The following is a 15,666-nucleotide window of genomic DNA, read 5'->3' on the forward strand; positions in this document are numbered from 1 at the left end:
AGATGTCAAAAAAATTAGAAATTCATAATCATGAAATTGAGTTTGAAAAAAATGAAGGAAAAGCAATAATTGAATTGCAATTGGATGAGAATCCTATTCAATGTTATTTAATTGATATATTTTCTGTAGATGGCGTTGATTATATAGCCTTAGTTGATTCTGAAAATAGCGAACTTATTATTCTCTTGTATGAATTAGAGGATGAAGAAAGCGGAGAAATCAAATTAAATTCTTTAGAAGATGAAGATAAACTTGATGAAATATATCATTTATTTTCACATTATTGGGATTACGATACAATTGATGAGATTGTAAGTGAATACGAAAGTGATTTAGAAGATAGTGATTTAAATGAATAGGGATTTACCATATTTTCCTATATCAGAATATTACAAACTAGAATATGGACAAAAGGTATATAAACTACCTGTAAAATTATCTTTATCTTGTCCAAACAGAGATGGAGAAAAAAGTACAAAAGGATGTATTTTTTGCTCTGAAAGTGGGGGAAGTTTTGAAAACTTACCTTCATTTTTGACAGTCGATAGGCAATTAGAGATAAATAAAAATTATATAGGTAGTAGATATAAAGCAAAAAAGTTCATTGCTTATTTTCAAAACTTTTCAAATACTTATGTAGAGTTCGAAAAATTCAAAAATATTATTGAAGCTTGCAACAAAGAATATATTGTAGCTATATCAATATCAACTAGAAGTGATTGTATAACTTATAAAAAATTAGATTTTTTAAGTGATTTTTCAAAAAAAACAGGGATTGATATAATCATAGAATTGGGTTTACAAACTGCAAATTATAAAACTCTAAAGATTCTTAATAGATGTGAAGATTTGGCTGACTTTATAAAAGCTTGCAATATGATTAATGAATATGGATTTAGGATTTGTACTCATGTTATATTATCACTTCCTTGGGATGATGATGAAGATATAATTGAAACTGCTAGGATTATTAATGTACTTAGAGTAAAAGAGGTTAAAATTCATTCCTTGTTTGTAATAAAAAATACAAAACTTGAAATGATGTATCAAGACAATGAGTTTAAAATGCCCTCAAAAGAAGATTATCAAAAAAATGTTATTTTGTTTTTGAGATATATTAATAAGGATATAGCAATACAAAGACTTGTAGGAAGAGCACCTAAAGAAGATTCCGTTTTTTGTAATTGGAACTGTTCATGGTGGATGATTAGAGATGAAATTATAGATTATATGAACGAAAATAATATTTTTCAAGGCGATATGAGTTGCCAAAAAGAATATAAAAAATTAAAGGGAGAGATGAAATGATTTATTTAGTATTAGGACCATCAGGAAGTGGAAAAACAAAATGGTTAATAGACCAAGCTAATGATGAAAAAGGTAAAGGAAACACAAATATAGTATTTGTTGATAGTGATAATGAACAAATTTATTCACTTGACCATTCTGTAAGACTAATTGATGCTTCAAACTTTTTTATAGATTCTGTAGAATCTTTTAGAGGATTTATAGCTGGAATATTAGCAAGAGATTATGATATTGGAAAAATTTATATTGATGGTATCTACGATATAATTGATATTAATAGTGAAAATATTGAGAAACTTTCAGATGACTTAACTAAACTTTCAAATGAATGTAATGTAGATGTTTATCTTGGCCTAGATTGTAAGTCAAGTGATATACCTGAATCTCTTGATGCAGAAATTCACGAAACAAAATTATTAGATTAAATATAAGCCGTCTCTAAGAGACGGTTTTTTGATATTATGTTAGATGAAGTAAAAAAATTAGAATCTTTCAATAAATGGAGAAAGGAAAGCATTGATTTATTAACTAATCAAAAAATTGGTAAAGATGAATTTTTAGAATTAAATTATAGGTATTTGGTAAAGCTCGATTTAAAACCATTTTCAAATATTTCTTCTGTTTTAGAAGCTGTATATAATTATCAGTATTACAATATAATGGCAAAAAGATCTAATCAAGTGGCTCTTACTTTTATTTCTAAAAAAAAGAAAAAATATCAACAAGAAATAAACAATAGGGAAAATTATTATTATTTAAAAGATTTAGCAACAAAAAAATTGCTTGAATTGATAGATTATAAGGACATAGAAGCTTATTTCATAAAGTTAAAATCAAAAAGATTAACAGGTGAAATATTTGAGATATATCTAAAAGATTTTGATAAGTTGATACTGCATTCAAAAAATAAAAATCTTCTTCAAAAATTAAAAGAGAAAAAATGTTTTTTGGATGAATCCAAAATATCTATGATTGATTCCTATGTTAATAAATCATATTAATATGATAGAAGTTAAAATTAATGAAAATGATGCAAATCAAAGATTTGACAGATTTTTAAGAAAATATTTACAAAATGCTCCCTTATCACTTATTCAAAAAAATATTAGAAAGAAAAATTTTAAAATAAATGATAAAAGAGCAAAAAAAGATGATTTCGTCAAAAATGGCGATATTATTACAATGTATATTAAAGATGAAGATTATAAAAAATGGGTTAGAAAAAAAGAATTTAAAGCTAGTGATTTTGACCTTGATATAATATATGAAGATGAAAATATTATTATAATCGACAAAAAATCTGGAGTATTATCTCATGCTGCCAATAAAAATGATTATGGAAATAATATAGTAGATCAGATGACTTCGTATTTATATAAAACAAACAAGGTAAACAGTAGAGATTTAACTTTTAAACCAAGTATAGTAAATAGACTTGATAGGAATACAGCAGGGCTTATTATTGGAGCGAAAAATGCAAAAGCACTTAGAAGTCTTAACAAAGCAATTCGTCAAGGAAAAATAAATAAATATTACCTTACTATAGTTGAAGGAGAAATTCATAAAGATTTTGAAATTGATACTAGAATTTCAAAAAATGAAAATAAAAATATGGTAAAAGAAAAAGAAGATGGAAAAAGGATTATTACAAAATTTCATCCTCTAGAAACAAAAAATAATTTTACTTTACTAGAGTGTAAGCTAATAACTGGAAAAACCCATCAAATTAGATATTCATTAAACAAAAATTCTACACCAATAATTGGCGATAGAAAATATAGTAAATCAAGTATAGATTATAAAAAAATAAATCTTAATAATCAAGCTCTATTAGCCTACAAATTAGAATTTGATTTTATTGAAGATTTATCATATCTAGATAAAAAAATATTTATTTCAAGACAAGTAGGAATGATTAATGACATAAAAGAGGAAGTCTTCTATGGAAATCTTATTAAATGATAAGTTTTTAAAAACAAATAAAAAATTTTTATATGAAATTATAAAAGAAAAATACCCAAATAATTTTAAAGATTATATTTTAGCAAATGTGAATGGAAAAATTGTAGATCTTAATTATAGAATTTTTCAAGATGACAAAATAGATTTAATAAAAAAATATACTCACATAGCAAATTTATCCTATGAATCTACCATAGCTTTGATTTGTATGCTTGCAATAGAAAAAATTTATAAAAACAAAAAAGTTAATATAGAATATTCTGTTAATAATTGTTTATACTTATCAGTTGAAAATTTTAAAATCTTGCATAAAGATATAGAAAAAATAAAAAAAGAGATGAAAAATCTAATAAAAGAAGATTTTCCAATTGTTAAAAAAACTTACAAAAAAACCGAAGCTCTTAAAATCTTTAAAGAAAATGATGACTTAGATAAGTACAATTTATTAAATAGTTTGGATTTAAATGAAATAAATATATACGACGTAAAAGATAAATTTTATTTTTTTACTAATTATTTATGCCCAAAATCATCTTGGATAGAAGATTTCGATATAATTTATTACCATCCAGGAATTTTAATAAATTATAAAAAATCTGAAAATTCAAAATTATTAGATTTTAAAGAGCAAATTAATATACCAAAAATATATGAAAGATCAAAAAGATGGACAAATCTACTGGGTGTTAATTTTGCAAGCGACTTAAATGAATTAGTAATAAATGATAAAATTGAAAGCTTGGTTAATGTTAATGAAACATATTATAATAATCAGTTAAATAAATGTGCCAAAGATATTATTGCAAATAATATGAATATAGTTATGCTTGCAGGACCTTCCTCATCAGGAAAGACAACTACAGCAAAAAAATTAGCAATTCAACTTGCGGTATTGGGAAAAGATGCTTATGTAATTTCGACTGATGATTATTTTGTAGATAGGAATAAAACGCCCTTAGATGAAAATGGAAATAAGGATTTTGAAAGTATTGATGCCATAGATCTACATAGTTTAAATGAAGATTTATTAGATCTTTTAGAGGGCAAAGAAGTTATTTTACCTTCATTTAATTTTATAAAAGGAATTAGAACCTTATCAAATAAAAAAATAAAAATGAAAGATAATACGATTTTGATAATAGAAGGAATTCATGCTCTAAATCCAAAACTTACTGACTATATACCAGAAAAAAATAAATACAAAATTTACGTTTCAGTTTTAACAGGTATAAATATAGACTCAACAAATAGAATTTCATCAACTGAAACGAGACTTATAAGAAGAATAGTTAGAGACAACAAGTACAGAGGATATGATACTTTGGAAACTTTAAAATCTTGGGATAAGGTAAAATTAGGAGAGCAAAAATATATTTTCCCTTATCAAAATAGGGCAGATTTTTATGTTGATTCATCACTTATATATGAATATAATGCATTAAAAAAATACGCCATAGAATGTTTCAAACAAGTTTCAAAGAATTCTAAATATTATTATATGGTTGATAGGCTAGAAAATATTCTGTCATATTTTGTAGAAATTGAAAATACAAAAATAATTGACGATCACTCAATACTTAGAGAATTTATAGGAGAAGATAATGACTAAAACAATAGGACTTGATATAGGTGGAACAAAAATCCAAGGTGCTGTAATTGATGAGAATGGAGAAATTTTAAAAACTTATAGACTTGAAACTTGTGCTAGAGAAGGAAAAGATAAAGTTTTAGAAAATATTTCAAAAATTATAGAGTTTTTAAAAACTGATGAAATTGAAGCTATTGGTGTTGGAACACCTGGTTTTATAGATTCAGAAAATGGAATAGTTACTTTTGCAGGAAACATTGATGGTTGGACAGGTCTTAATTTAAAAAAAGAACTTGAAAACATATCAGGACTTCCTGTATTTGTAGAAAATGATGCAAATATAGCTTTGGTTTGTGAAAAATGGCTAGGGGCTGGTAAAGGTTATAATGATATAGTTATGATTACAATTGGAACAGGACTTGGCGGTGCTGTTTATAATGAAAAAATGGGATTATTATCTGGAAGTAATTTTCAAGGAGCAGAGCTTGGACATATAATTTTACATCCTGATGGAGAATATTGTACATGTGGACAAAGTGGTTGTGCAGAAAGTTATTGTTCTGGAACTGCTATTGTAAGACATTATGAAGAATTAACAAGAAATGAATTAAATGGGGAAGAAATATTTAAACTTGCTAATGATGATGAAAATGCAAAAAAAGTTATTGAAAGATTTACAAGCGATTTGGCTTGGTTTTTAACAAGTTTGAGAAATATTTTTGATCCTCAATTAATAATTGTTGGTGGTGGAGTAATAAATTCTAAAGATTTTTGGTGGAATGAAGTTTTGAAAAATTTCAAAAAATATTGCCATTTATCTGATAAAATTGAAATTAAATCAGCTAAATTTTTAAATGAAGCTGGCGTTATTGGTGCAGGAAGAATTGCAATGGAAAGGTTAAAAAATGAGTGATAAAATTTTAATTTGCGATGACGAAGAACATATCAGACAATTTATGAAAATAAATCTTGAATATGCAGGATTTAATATTATTGAGGCTGGTAGTGGAGAAGAAGCATTGAAATTAGCAGATGAAGAAGAACCTTTGGTTTGTATTTTAGATATAATGCTACCAGGAATTAGTGGCTATGAAGTTTGCGATAGCATAAGAAAAAAATATCCAAAAGTTGGGATAATTATGGTCTCTGCAAAAAGTCAAGATATTGATAAAATTTTAGGTCTTGAAAGAGGGTGTGATGATTACATTATAAAACCGTTCAATCCTCAAGAGCTAATTTTAAGAGTTAAATCTTTGATGAGAAGAGTTAAATTTATTGATGTAGAAAAAGAAGAAAAAAATGAAAATGTTCTTGAAGATGGTGTATTCAAATTAGATTTGTATTCTAGAAATTTTTATAAAAATAATATAGAAATTGATGTTACACCAACTGAGTTTACAATATTAAAAAACTTTATTTTAAATAAAGGTAAGGCAATGAGTAGAATGGAAATAATGAAAGATACTTGGGGCGATAATTATAGCACAGATACAAAAATCGTAGATGTAAATATAAGAAGAATTAGAGCAAAAATTGAAGAAAATCCAGCAAGACCCGAGTATATAGAAACAGTTTGGGGAACAGGTTATAGATGGAGATAGAAAAAAAGAAAAAATCATTATTTAAAATAAATTTTAATAGCATAATTTTTAGTATTATGAAAATAATAATGATTTTTGTAACTTTAGTTGTTGTAGGATTTGAAATTTTTTCATATAGGTCAATTACTAATTATTATGAATCTGCACTTGTTGGAGCTATGCTTAATCAAGCAAAATACAATCAGGTTTTATATTCAAATTATTTGTCAAGATATGATCTTTCGGAGATTGTAATTGGAGATAAAAATTCTTTTTATAGAAATAATGTTAGCCAAGTTCAAATCTTAGATAATTCTTCCAATGTTTTATTTGATTCACTTGGCTCTTCAAAAATTGGAACTAAAATAAAATCAACTGATGTCATCAATGCAAATAAAGGGGAATATTCTTACCAAAAAATAATAAACAAAAAAACAGGAGAAGAAGTTATAGCTCTTTCATATCCATTAAGCGATAACCAAAAACAAATTGGCATTATAAGGCTAATTTCTTCTACTGCAAAAGTAAAAGAAAATGTAAATAATCAAATGATTATATTTTTATTTTTTGGATTTACAATTTTTCTTTTTGCGCTGGTGGTTTCTTTTTATGCATCAAAAAGATGGATTGTCCCAATTAAAAATTTGACAAAGGTTGGAGAAAAATTAGCTCAGGGAGATTTTAAAGTAAAAGCCAGTGAGGATGGAAAAAATGAAATTTCCGAACTAGGGCAAACTCTTAATTATATGAGTGAAAATATAGTCAAAAGAGAAGATATGAAAAATGAATTTATATCTTCTGTTTCACATGAGCTTAGAACTCCACTTACTTCTATTAAAGGTTGGGCAATAACTTTACAAGCAAAAGAAATTCAAAAAAATGAAGATATGCTAAATCAAGGATTAACTATAATTGAAAATGAGGGAGAAAGATTATCACTTATGGTAGAAGATCTTCTTAATTTTTCAAGATTATCTTCCACATCTTTTCAATATGAAAAAGAAGATCTTAATATTGTTGAGATTGCAAAAGAAGTTTATCAACAACTTTATCCTAGAAGTTTAAACGAAAAAATAAATTTTGATTTTAAAACTGCTTACGAAGAAATTATTGTTAATTGTGATAAAAATAGAATGAAAGAAGTCTTTATAAATATCATTGACAATGCCATGAAATTTACTCCAAAAGATGGACATATTGATATTTTTATAAGCAAAGAAGACGAAAATGTAAATATTGAAGTTAAAGATGATGGAGAAGGAATAAAAGAAGATGAAATTTCTTTTGTTTCTAGTAAATTTTTCAAAGGTTCTTCATCAAAAAGCCAAACTGGATTGGGCTTATCTATTTGTGAGGAAATAGTAAAAGCTCATGATGGAAAACTTGTAATAAAAAGTAAATATACAGTTGGGACTTCTGTCATTGTAGTTTTACCGAGGGCTAAAGTATGAAAAAATTTAAAAAATTAATACTCTTAATATTTCTTTTTGTTTTAACTGCTTGTAGTTTTGGAAGACCTGAAGATGTAACAGAATTAATTGAAGCTCCAAAAGTAGAAGATCCAATTTTAAAAGGAACATGGCAAGTAAGCGAAATAAAAAAGGCACCAGGTGCAAGTGATTTATCAAATGTAAAAATAAATGACAAATTATATATTGATAAAAATTTAGTAGCTTTAAATGATGATTATGCTTATCCACCAAAATTTTCTACAAAATATGTAAATTTAAAATCCTATTTAGAAAGTAGGTCTTTAGATTTAGATTTATCATCAAAATCATACGTAAAAATCTTATCAGCAAATCAAGGACAATTGTATTCTAGAGATTTTGTTGTTTTAGACAAAGATACTATCTTTTATATTCAAGAAGATTGTGCAGTTATTTTAAAGAAAATAGATAAATCTGTAAAAAGAAATGTTATAAAAAAATATGCAAAGAGAGCGTCAAAAGAAAGAACTACTACAAAAACTGGAGAAAAAGTAGAAGAAGATACAAGTGTATTAATTGGCGTAAGGGAAAGAGTAGATAATAATACATCAAGTCCAAATTATTATTACTATACTTATTGTATAAGACTTGAGCCAAATAAAATGGCGAGAATTGAAAAAGCTGAGCATATATTTTTCCCTTTAAAAGAAGAATTTTGGCGTTTAAAATGTGAAATAAATACTAAAAATAAAAAATACGATAATATTTTAGCTTATCCAATAAAATTAGAAAACAAGATGAATGATAAAAAAAATAAGGATAAGTATAAGTTTGAAAACAGTGATATTGATTTAAAAATCAATTATGTAGATGAAGATTATATTTCTTTTGACTACAACTTAGTTTCTGATAAACTTCCAATAAATAAATACGCTATGTTAAAAACTGACCAGTTATCAAATGATTCTTTTCTTACAATTAAAGAATTTACAGGAGAAAGTAAGAGCAAGGATATATTTAAAAATGTAGTTTATGATCAAATTAGTCAAAATGTAGGCTCTCTTGATGACAATAAAATATCTTACGATTTTACAAATTTTGGTTTTATAAGAAATTTTGGTTTGTGGCAATTGGAATCTTCTTATCAAATGAAAAAGGATGAAAATTTAGAACAAAAATCATTTCCTATAGATATGGCAATAACAGAAGAGCTTTTAGAGCAAAATAAAAAGGACATAACAGTTGATATGATAAAAAATATTAACAGTCATGCAAAAGATTATTTTGAGCTTGTTAATGGACAATATGTTGCGGTACAAACTCCAGATGAAATTTTATTTTATAATGTAAGAAGTGGACTAATAGATCCAAATCCTAAATTTTCAATTCAACTATCAAATTCAACAGATATTATTATGTTTGAACAAGGTTTGGGTTCGTATGCTGAAAAATGGGAGAAATTATTCAGCGATAATAATATAATAATACATTAATAAAACAAAAAATTGACTTAACTTTAAAATATTTGATAAGATTTATTAAGAGGTGAATATGAAGATAGTATTAGCAACATCTAACAAAGATAAGGTTAGAGAAATTAAAGAAATTTTAGGGGAAAATATAAAAATATATACGACTAAAGATTATAATATAAATAATTTTGAAGTTGAGGAAGATGGAGAAACATTAAAAGAAAATGCTTATAAAAAAGCAAAAACTTTGTATGATATTTTAAAAGTACCAACACTTGCTGATGATACAGGTTTATTTGTAAAATCACTAGATTTAAGACCAGGCGTTTATTCTCATAGATATGCTGGAGATAATCCAACATATAAAGACAATAGGGATAAACTATTAGATGAATTAAAAAATTGTGAAAATAGAGATGCTTATTTTAAAACTACCGTTTGCTTTATAGATGATAAAGGAAAAGATTATTATTTTGATGGTCAAATAAATGGAGAAATAAGCAAAAAAGAATATGGCGATAAGGACTTTGGATATGATCAAATTTTTAAAGTTAAAGAATTGGATAAAACGTTTGGTCAAATGACTGATGAAGAAAAGAATTTATACAGTCATAGGTCCTTGGCTTTAGAAAAATTCAAAAAATTTTTGTTGAAAGAAGAATTTAATGAGGATATTGGTAACAAGTGATACTCATGGAGATTATCATTCTATAGTGAATTTTATTAAAAAAAATCATGTAGATTTTATGATACACGCTGGAGATTATACCAGTGATGCATATAATATTTCAAAAATTACTGGTATAAATTATATAACAGTTAAGGGAAATAATGATTATGGAGATTATAAAAATCCGTTTGAACAAATAATACCTCTAGGAGATAATAATATCTTGTTAGTTCATGGTCACAAAGAAGGAGTTTATTTTTCTAAAGAAAAACTTCTTCAAAAAGCCCTAGATTATGATTGTAATATTGTAATTTTCGGTCATACTCACACTTATTTTTTTGATTATTTAAAAGATTTTAACTTATATTTACTAAATCCAGGTTCTCCGACTCTTCCAAGAGATAATAAGGCTGGATTTGTAATTTTAGAATATGATAAAAAAATAAAATTTAATAGAATAGATTTAAAAAAGGAATAAATATGGCAGGTTTAATAACTTTAGTAGCAAATAATATATCAAAGCTTATTGTTTTGCCAATCTTAGCGTTAGTGATAATAGGGTTGACATATTTTATAAGCAAAAATAATGACGATAAAATTGTAAAATTTTACCCATCTTTTATAATAGGAATTGTTGGATTGGCTATTGGAATTATAGCTTTTGTAAATTTAACAACAGCAATAGGACTTAATTTGGCTTGGATAGGAGTGATTTTACTCTCAAATGCCTTTATAGGAATTTTTGCTGCAATTATAATCGATTTGGTTAATGGTGTAAAAGAAGATAGCAATCAGCAAAAAAAGGTGAAAAAAAATGCAAAAAAATAAAGCGGCATTTTTTGATATAGATGGAACCTTATTTAGAAATTCATTATTAATAGAACATTATTTTTTGATGACAAAAGATGGAATTTTAGATAAGGAAAATTGGGAAAAAAATGTGAAACCCTTATATCAAAAATATCAAGATAGAAAAGGTCCTTATGAAGATTACCTTGATAAAGCATCATTGCTTTATCAAAAAAATTTAAAAGGAATAGATAAAAAAACTATAAATATATATGCAAAAAAAGTTATCGAAAATAATCAAAGTAAAATTTATAGAGTGACAAAAAATGCCTTAGAATATCACAAAAAAATGGGATATAAAATATTTGTTATCTCAGGCTCTCCAGATTTTTTGGTTAGAGATTTTGCAAAAATTTATGGAGCTGACCATACTATCGCAACAAAATATATTTTTGATGATAAAGATAAATTTACAGGCAAAATATTGCCAATGTGGGATAGCAAAAATAAGAAAAAATCAATTGATTTTTTGACAGAAAAATATAATATAGACTTAGAAAATTCACATGCTTATGGAGATACTAATGGGGATTTTTCTATGTTTGAAAAAGTTGGAAATGCTCATGCTATAAATCCAAGCTATGAACTTATAGAAAGATTATATAATAATAAAAAATTAAGAGAAAAAACGAAAATTCATGTTGAAAGAAAAGATGTAAACTATACTTTTTTGTTAAGTGATTTGAATGTAGATTTTCATCAATTTTAATAAATTTTTCAATGAATAAAATTAAATTGAATTTTTTTAAATAGCTAATTTACAAATAATTTATACAATATTTAGGAAATATTGCATAAATTATTCATTTATTTTAGCTATTTTTATTTTTCGGTAAATAAATATAAATAAATTTATTTGATTTTATGTTAAAATTTATTTACAGACTAAGAAGAGGGATAAGAAATATGACATCAAGTGCGGAAAAAAAACCAATAATTGAAAAACTTGAATATGATTATTTAATTAATGAAGATATATCTTCATTAAATACATTGATGTCATTATATGATAATAAAAATTTTAGAAATTATAAAAAAATAAATTTTTCATAAAACCATACATATTAAAAAATTTGAAAAAGAATTTTTGGTATTTATCTGATATAGATCAAATCATTATTAGCTTAGATAAAACAATAGGAAATGATTTGGACAGGTTTGAATTTTTATTGACTTTAAAAAGTGAATATGAAGCTTTTAAAGATAAAAAATTAATTGATGATTTAGAGTATCTTGCTATTAATTATTATGGGGATGTTTTTTTATTTGAGGAAAATGAAATTTTTACAGAAGATAATCCTTATGTTAATCAAGAGAAAAATAATTATATAAAAAAGATTTATGACAATAAAGATTTGGTTTCAAATATAAGAAAAAGTGTAAAAATATATTCTGATACATATTTAAAGTTAAAAGTTTTAAATCTTGATGTGAACACTAATAAGCAATTAGCTTTTGATATTGATATGATTTATACCGAAGATATTACATTAAAGCAGGCTCAAGAAATTAATGATAAATTAGTAAGCCTACTTTACAATATAGCTATTGATGTCTATGCTAATTATTATTGGAAGGGACTTTGTATAGAAGTTGTTAATAGGTATCATTAAAACAAAAGGGCAATTAGCCCTTTTTTAATTGTAAGTTTAAGAAAGGTTAGTATGATTATTTTAGGGATTGATCCAGGAATTGCTATTATGGGTTATGGAGTTTTAGAAGTTAATGGAAATAGGTATAAGGTTTTGGAAAATGGTGTTGTTACAACTTCTTCAAAAACTAAAACTCCTGAAAGGCTCAAAATTTTATATGATAATTTAAATGATATAATTAAACAGTATAAGCCAGATGAATTTGCCATAGAGGAATTATTTTTTAATCAAAATGTTAAAACGGCTATTACTGTAGGACATGCAAGAGGAGTGCAAGTTTTGTGTGCTCAAGTAAATAATCTTCCGATTTATGAATACACTCCTTTACAAATAAAACAAGCTATTACTGGATTTGGTAGGGCGAATAAAAAACAAATGCAAGAAACTGTTACAACTTTACTAAATTTAAGTGAAATTCCAAAACCAGATGATGCTGCTGATGCTTTGGCAGTATCTTTAACTCACGCTTTTAGTCAAAGATTTAAAGAACAATTTAGGATGAATTAATGATTAGTTATATAATTGGAGAAATAAAATATATAGGAGAAGATAATTTTGTAATTGAAAATAACAATATAGGTTACTTTATTAATTCTTCTTTTAATACTATAAAAACTCTTGAAATAAATAATGAATTTAAAATTTTTACAAAAATGAATGTAAGAGAAGATGATATATCTTTATTTGGTTTTTCGTCAAAAGATGAATTAGAAGTTTTTGAGCTTTTGACAAGTGTATCTACAATAGGACCCAAAAACGCTATAGCAATTTTGTCAACTTTAAATGTAGATAAGATTAAACTTGCTATAGTAAATAATGATATTGATACTTTAACCAAGGCTAAGGGGATTGGTAAAAAAACTGCATCAAGAATTATTCTTGAGCTTGTTGATAAGGTTAAGAAAATGGCTATTAATGATGATATTTCAATTTCTAATCAAGATTTTGATAATATTACTTCTAATGGAGAAATTGAAGTTGCAAGAGAGGCTTTACTTAATCTTGGCTATCAAAGAAATAGCATAGATAAAGTTTTATCTAGTTTAAAAGATAGTGATCTTAGTCTTGAAGAAATTATTAAAGAGTCTTTGAAGCGAATGATTTAGGGTGATTATATGTATGACCAAAATGAAAGAATAGTTGGCTCTAATGAGCAAATAAATGATAAATATAAGGAAATGACGATAAGGCCAAAGTGGCTGAAAGATTATATAGGTCAAGATAAGGCTAAAGAAAAATTGAAAATTTTTATTGAATCATCAAAAAAAAGACAAGAAGCTCTTGACCATGTTTTATTACAAGGCCCTCCAGGACTTGGTAAGACAACTCTTTCAAATATAATTGCCAATGAATTGGGAGTAAATATTAGAATTACAAGTGGTCCTGCTATTGAAAGACCATCCGATCTTGCAAGCATTCTCACAAATCTTGACAAGGGAGATGTTTTATTTATTGATGAAATTCATAGAATAAATAGGTCTGTTGAAGAAATTTTATATCCTGCTATGGAAGATTTTGCTCTTGATATTATTGTAGGAAAAGGACCAAATGCTCAGTCTATTAGAATAGATTTGGAAAAATTTACTTTGGTTGGCGCTACAACAAGAGCTGGTATGCTTTCTGCACCATTAAGGGATAGGTTTGGAGTTTTGCTATCCTTAAATTTATATGATACAAAAGATTTAACAAAAATTGTAAAGAGGTCTGCTGATATTTTAGAAATTCCAATAGAGGATAAGGGAGCTTTTGAAATAGCTAGAAGAAGCAGAGGAACGCCAAGAATTGCAAATAGACTTTTAAGAAGAGTAAGAGATTATGCAATAGTAAAAAAAGATGAAATTATAGATTATGAAACATCTTGTGAGGGCTTAGAATTATTAGAAGTTGATCCTATGGGACTTGATAATATGGATAAAAAAATAGTTCTAACTATGTATGAAAATTTTTCAGGAGGTCCTGTTGGAATTGATACTATTGCAGCATCAACAGGAATTGAAAATATAACAATAGAAGATGTTTATGAGCCATATTTATTACAAATTGGGTTTTTAACAAGAACTCCAAGAGGAAGAATTTTGACAAGAAAAGCTTATGAACATTATGGATTAAAATATGAGGATAAATAATGAGAACAGAAGATTTTGATTACAATTTACCAGAAGAATTAATTGCTCAACATCCAGCAGATAAGAGAGATTTTTCTAGATTAATGGTTGTTGATAGAAAAACGGGTCAAAGAGAAGATAAACATTTTTATGATATTATTGATTATTTAAATGAAGGCGACCTTCTTGTAATGAATGATACAAGAGTTATCCCTGCAAGACTTTTTGGTCATAGAGAAGAAAAAGAAGAAGAAATCGAAGTATTTTTGCTTGAAAATATTGAAGATGATAAGTGGGAAGTTTTAGTTCGACCTGGAAAAAAGATGAAAATTGGAACAAAATGTATTTTTTCTGATGAATTAAGTCTTGAAGTTATTGATATTAAAGAAGATGGAAATAGGGTCATTGAATTTTTCTATGATGGAATTTTTCAAGAAATTTTAGATAGACTTGGAAATATGCCTTTGCCACCTTATATAAAAGAAAAACTAAAAGATAAAGAAAGATACCAAACAGTTTATTCCAAAAATCCTGGTTCAGTTGCTGCACCAACAGCTGGTCTTCATTTTACAAAAGAATTACTTAAAAAAATAGAAGAAAAAGGTGTTAAATTAGCATATATAACTTTAAATGTAGGGCTTGGAACATTTAGACCTGTAAAAGTTGATGATGTAAAAAATCATAAAATGCATTCTGAATTTTATCAAATAAGCAAAGAAACTGCAGATTTAATAAATGAAACAAAGAAAAATAATAAGAGAATTATTTCAACAGGAACTACAACTACAAGAACACTTGAATCAGTTTACAAAAAAAATGGACAAATAAAAGAAGATTCAGGTTGGACTGATATATTTATTTATCCTGGATTTGAATTTAATGTTATAGATTGTCAAATAACAAATTTTCATTTGCCAAAATCTACTCTAATAATGCTTGTATCAGCTTTAGCTAGCAAAGAAATAATTTTAGATGCTTATAAGGATGCTGTTGATAAAAAATATAGGTTCTTTAGCTTTGGCGATGCTATGTTTTTAAAATAGGAGAGAA

General features: G+C 25.9%; 20 protein-coding genes. All 20 read left to right on the forward strand.

What is annotated here, in order from left to right; all coding sequences use genetic code 11:
- Nucleotides 1-2 precede the first annotated feature (2 nt).
- The 20 genes from HMPREF0078_RS03570 to queA all read left to right on the forward strand — a co-directional run bounded on the left by HMPREF0078_RS03570 (nucleotide 3) and on the right by queA (nucleotide 15,659).
- Nucleotides 3-359: a DUF1292 domain-containing protein gene (locus tag HMPREF0078_RS03570; RefSeq protein ID WP_004838747.1), complete on the forward strand. Its 357-nt coding sequence runs from the start codon at nucleotides 3-5 to the stop codon at nucleotides 357-359.
- Nucleotides 352-1,308: a TIGR01212 family radical SAM protein gene (locus tag HMPREF0078_RS03575; protein ID WP_004838748.1), complete on the forward strand. Its 957-nt coding sequence runs from the start codon at nucleotides 352-354 to the stop codon at nucleotides 1,306-1,308. Before HMPREF0078_RS03570 ends, HMPREF0078_RS03575 begins: the two co-directional genes overlap by 8 nt.
- Nucleotides 1,305-1,733, forward strand: coding sequence for a hypothetical protein (locus tag HMPREF0078_RS03580; protein ID WP_004838749.1), 429 nt, complete (start codon nucleotides 1,305-1,307; stop codon nucleotides 1,731-1,733). Before HMPREF0078_RS03575 ends, HMPREF0078_RS03580 begins: the two co-directional genes overlap by 4 nt.
- 36 nt (nucleotides 1,734-1,769) lie before the next feature.
- A complete protein-coding gene (locus HMPREF0078_RS03585; protein ID WP_004838750.1) occupies nucleotides 1,770-2,309 on the forward strand; it encodes a DUF6648 family protein in 540 nt (179 codons plus the stop codon).
- 1 nt (nucleotide 2,310) lies between these two features.
- Complete coding sequence (locus tag HMPREF0078_RS03590; RefSeq protein WP_232618488.1) at nucleotides 2,311-3,270, forward strand: RluA family pseudouridine synthase; 960 nt, start codon at nucleotides 2,311-2,313, stop codon at nucleotides 3,268-3,270.
- The gene (locus HMPREF0078_RS03595) at nucleotides 3,251-4,879 is read left to right on the forward strand and encodes a nucleoside kinase (RefSeq protein ID WP_004838752.1); all 1,629 of its coding nucleotides are present in this window, start codon (nucleotides 3,251-3,253) and stop codon (nucleotides 4,877-4,879) included. The genes HMPREF0078_RS03590 and HMPREF0078_RS03595 overlap by 20 nt, the downstream gene beginning before the upstream one ends.
- Nucleotides 4,872-5,771 (forward strand): ROK family protein, encoded by a 900-nt coding sequence (locus tag HMPREF0078_RS03600; protein ID WP_004838753.1) that lies wholly within the window; start codon nucleotides 4,872-4,874, stop codon nucleotides 5,769-5,771. The genes HMPREF0078_RS03595 and HMPREF0078_RS03600 overlap by 8 nt, the downstream gene beginning before the upstream one ends.
- A complete protein-coding gene (locus HMPREF0078_RS03605; protein ID WP_004838754.1) occupies nucleotides 5,764-6,459 on the forward strand; it encodes a response regulator in 696 nt (231 codons plus the stop codon). The genes HMPREF0078_RS03600 and HMPREF0078_RS03605 overlap by 8 nt, the downstream gene beginning before the upstream one ends.
- Nucleotides 6,450-7,889: a sensor histidine kinase gene (locus HMPREF0078_RS03610; protein ID WP_004838755.1), complete on the forward strand. Its 1,440-nt coding sequence runs from the start codon at nucleotides 6,450-6,452 to the stop codon at nucleotides 7,887-7,889. Before HMPREF0078_RS03605 ends, HMPREF0078_RS03610 begins: the two co-directional genes overlap by 10 nt.
- The gene (locus tag HMPREF0078_RS03615; RefSeq protein ID WP_004838756.1) at nucleotides 7,886-9,361 is read left to right on the forward strand and encodes a hypothetical protein; all 1,476 of its coding nucleotides are present in this window, start codon (nucleotides 7,886-7,888) and stop codon (nucleotides 9,359-9,361) included. Before HMPREF0078_RS03610 ends, HMPREF0078_RS03615 begins: the two co-directional genes overlap by 4 nt.
- Before the next feature lie 58 nt (nucleotides 9,362-9,419).
- Nucleotides 9,420-10,028 (forward strand): RdgB/HAM1 family non-canonical purine NTP pyrophosphatase, encoded by a 609-nt coding sequence (rdgB, locus tag HMPREF0078_RS03620; protein WP_004838757.1) that lies wholly within the window; start codon nucleotides 9,420-9,422, stop codon nucleotides 10,026-10,028.
- Nucleotides 10,006-10,488, forward strand: a complete 483-nt coding sequence (locus HMPREF0078_RS03625; RefSeq protein WP_004838758.1) for a metallophosphoesterase family protein — start codon at nucleotides 10,006-10,008, stop codon at nucleotides 10,486-10,488. The genes rdgB and HMPREF0078_RS03625 overlap by 23 nt, the downstream gene beginning before the upstream one ends.
- A gap of 2 nt (nucleotides 10,489-10,490) precedes the next feature.
- Entirely contained in the window at nucleotides 10,491-10,838 is a 348-nt protein-coding gene (locus HMPREF0078_RS03630; protein ID WP_004838759.1) for a hypothetical protein, read from the forward strand.
- Entirely contained in the window at nucleotides 10,825-11,568 is a 744-nt protein-coding gene (locus tag HMPREF0078_RS03635) for an HAD family hydrolase (protein ID WP_004838760.1), read from the forward strand. Before HMPREF0078_RS03630 ends, HMPREF0078_RS03635 begins: the two co-directional genes overlap by 14 nt.
- 155 nt (nucleotides 11,569-11,723) lie before the next feature.
- A complete protein-coding gene (locus tag HMPREF0078_RS09280) occupies nucleotides 11,724-11,912 on the forward strand; it encodes a hypothetical protein (RefSeq protein ID WP_004838761.1) in 189 nt (62 codons plus the stop codon).
- A 20-nt stretch (nucleotides 11,913-11,932) separates the two neighbouring features.
- The gene (locus HMPREF0078_RS03640; RefSeq protein WP_004838762.1) at nucleotides 11,933-12,472 is read left to right on the forward strand and encodes a hypothetical protein; all 540 of its coding nucleotides are present in this window, start codon (nucleotides 11,933-11,935) and stop codon (nucleotides 12,470-12,472) included.
- Between the two features lie 51 nt (nucleotides 12,473-12,523).
- Nucleotides 12,524-13,018, forward strand: coding sequence for a crossover junction endodeoxyribonuclease RuvC (gene ruvC / locus HMPREF0078_RS03645; protein WP_004838763.1), 495 nt, complete (start codon nucleotides 12,524-12,526; stop codon nucleotides 13,016-13,018).
- Entirely contained in the window at nucleotides 13,018-13,617 is a 600-nt protein-coding gene (gene ruvA, locus HMPREF0078_RS03650; RefSeq protein ID WP_004838764.1) for a Holliday junction branch migration protein RuvA, read from the forward strand. Before ruvC ends, ruvA begins: the two co-directional genes overlap by 1 nt.
- 9 nt (nucleotides 13,618-13,626) lie before the next feature.
- Nucleotides 13,627-14,637: a Holliday junction branch migration DNA helicase RuvB gene (ruvB, locus tag HMPREF0078_RS03655; protein ID WP_004838765.1), complete on the forward strand. Its 1,011-nt coding sequence runs from the start codon at nucleotides 13,627-13,629 to the stop codon at nucleotides 14,635-14,637.
- Complete coding sequence (queA, locus tag HMPREF0078_RS03660; RefSeq protein ID WP_004838766.1) at nucleotides 14,637-15,659, forward strand: tRNA preQ1(34) S-adenosylmethionine ribosyltransferase-isomerase QueA; 1,023 nt, start codon at nucleotides 14,637-14,639, stop codon at nucleotides 15,657-15,659. The genes ruvB and queA overlap by 1 nt, the downstream gene beginning before the upstream one ends.
- Nucleotides 15,660-15,666 lie beyond the last annotated feature (7 nt).

The sequence above is a fragment of the Anaerococcus vaginalis ATCC 51170 genome (assembly GCF_000163295.1).
Taxonomy (GTDB): Bacteria; Bacillota; Clostridia; order Tissierellales; family Peptoniphilaceae; genus Anaerococcus; species Anaerococcus vaginalis.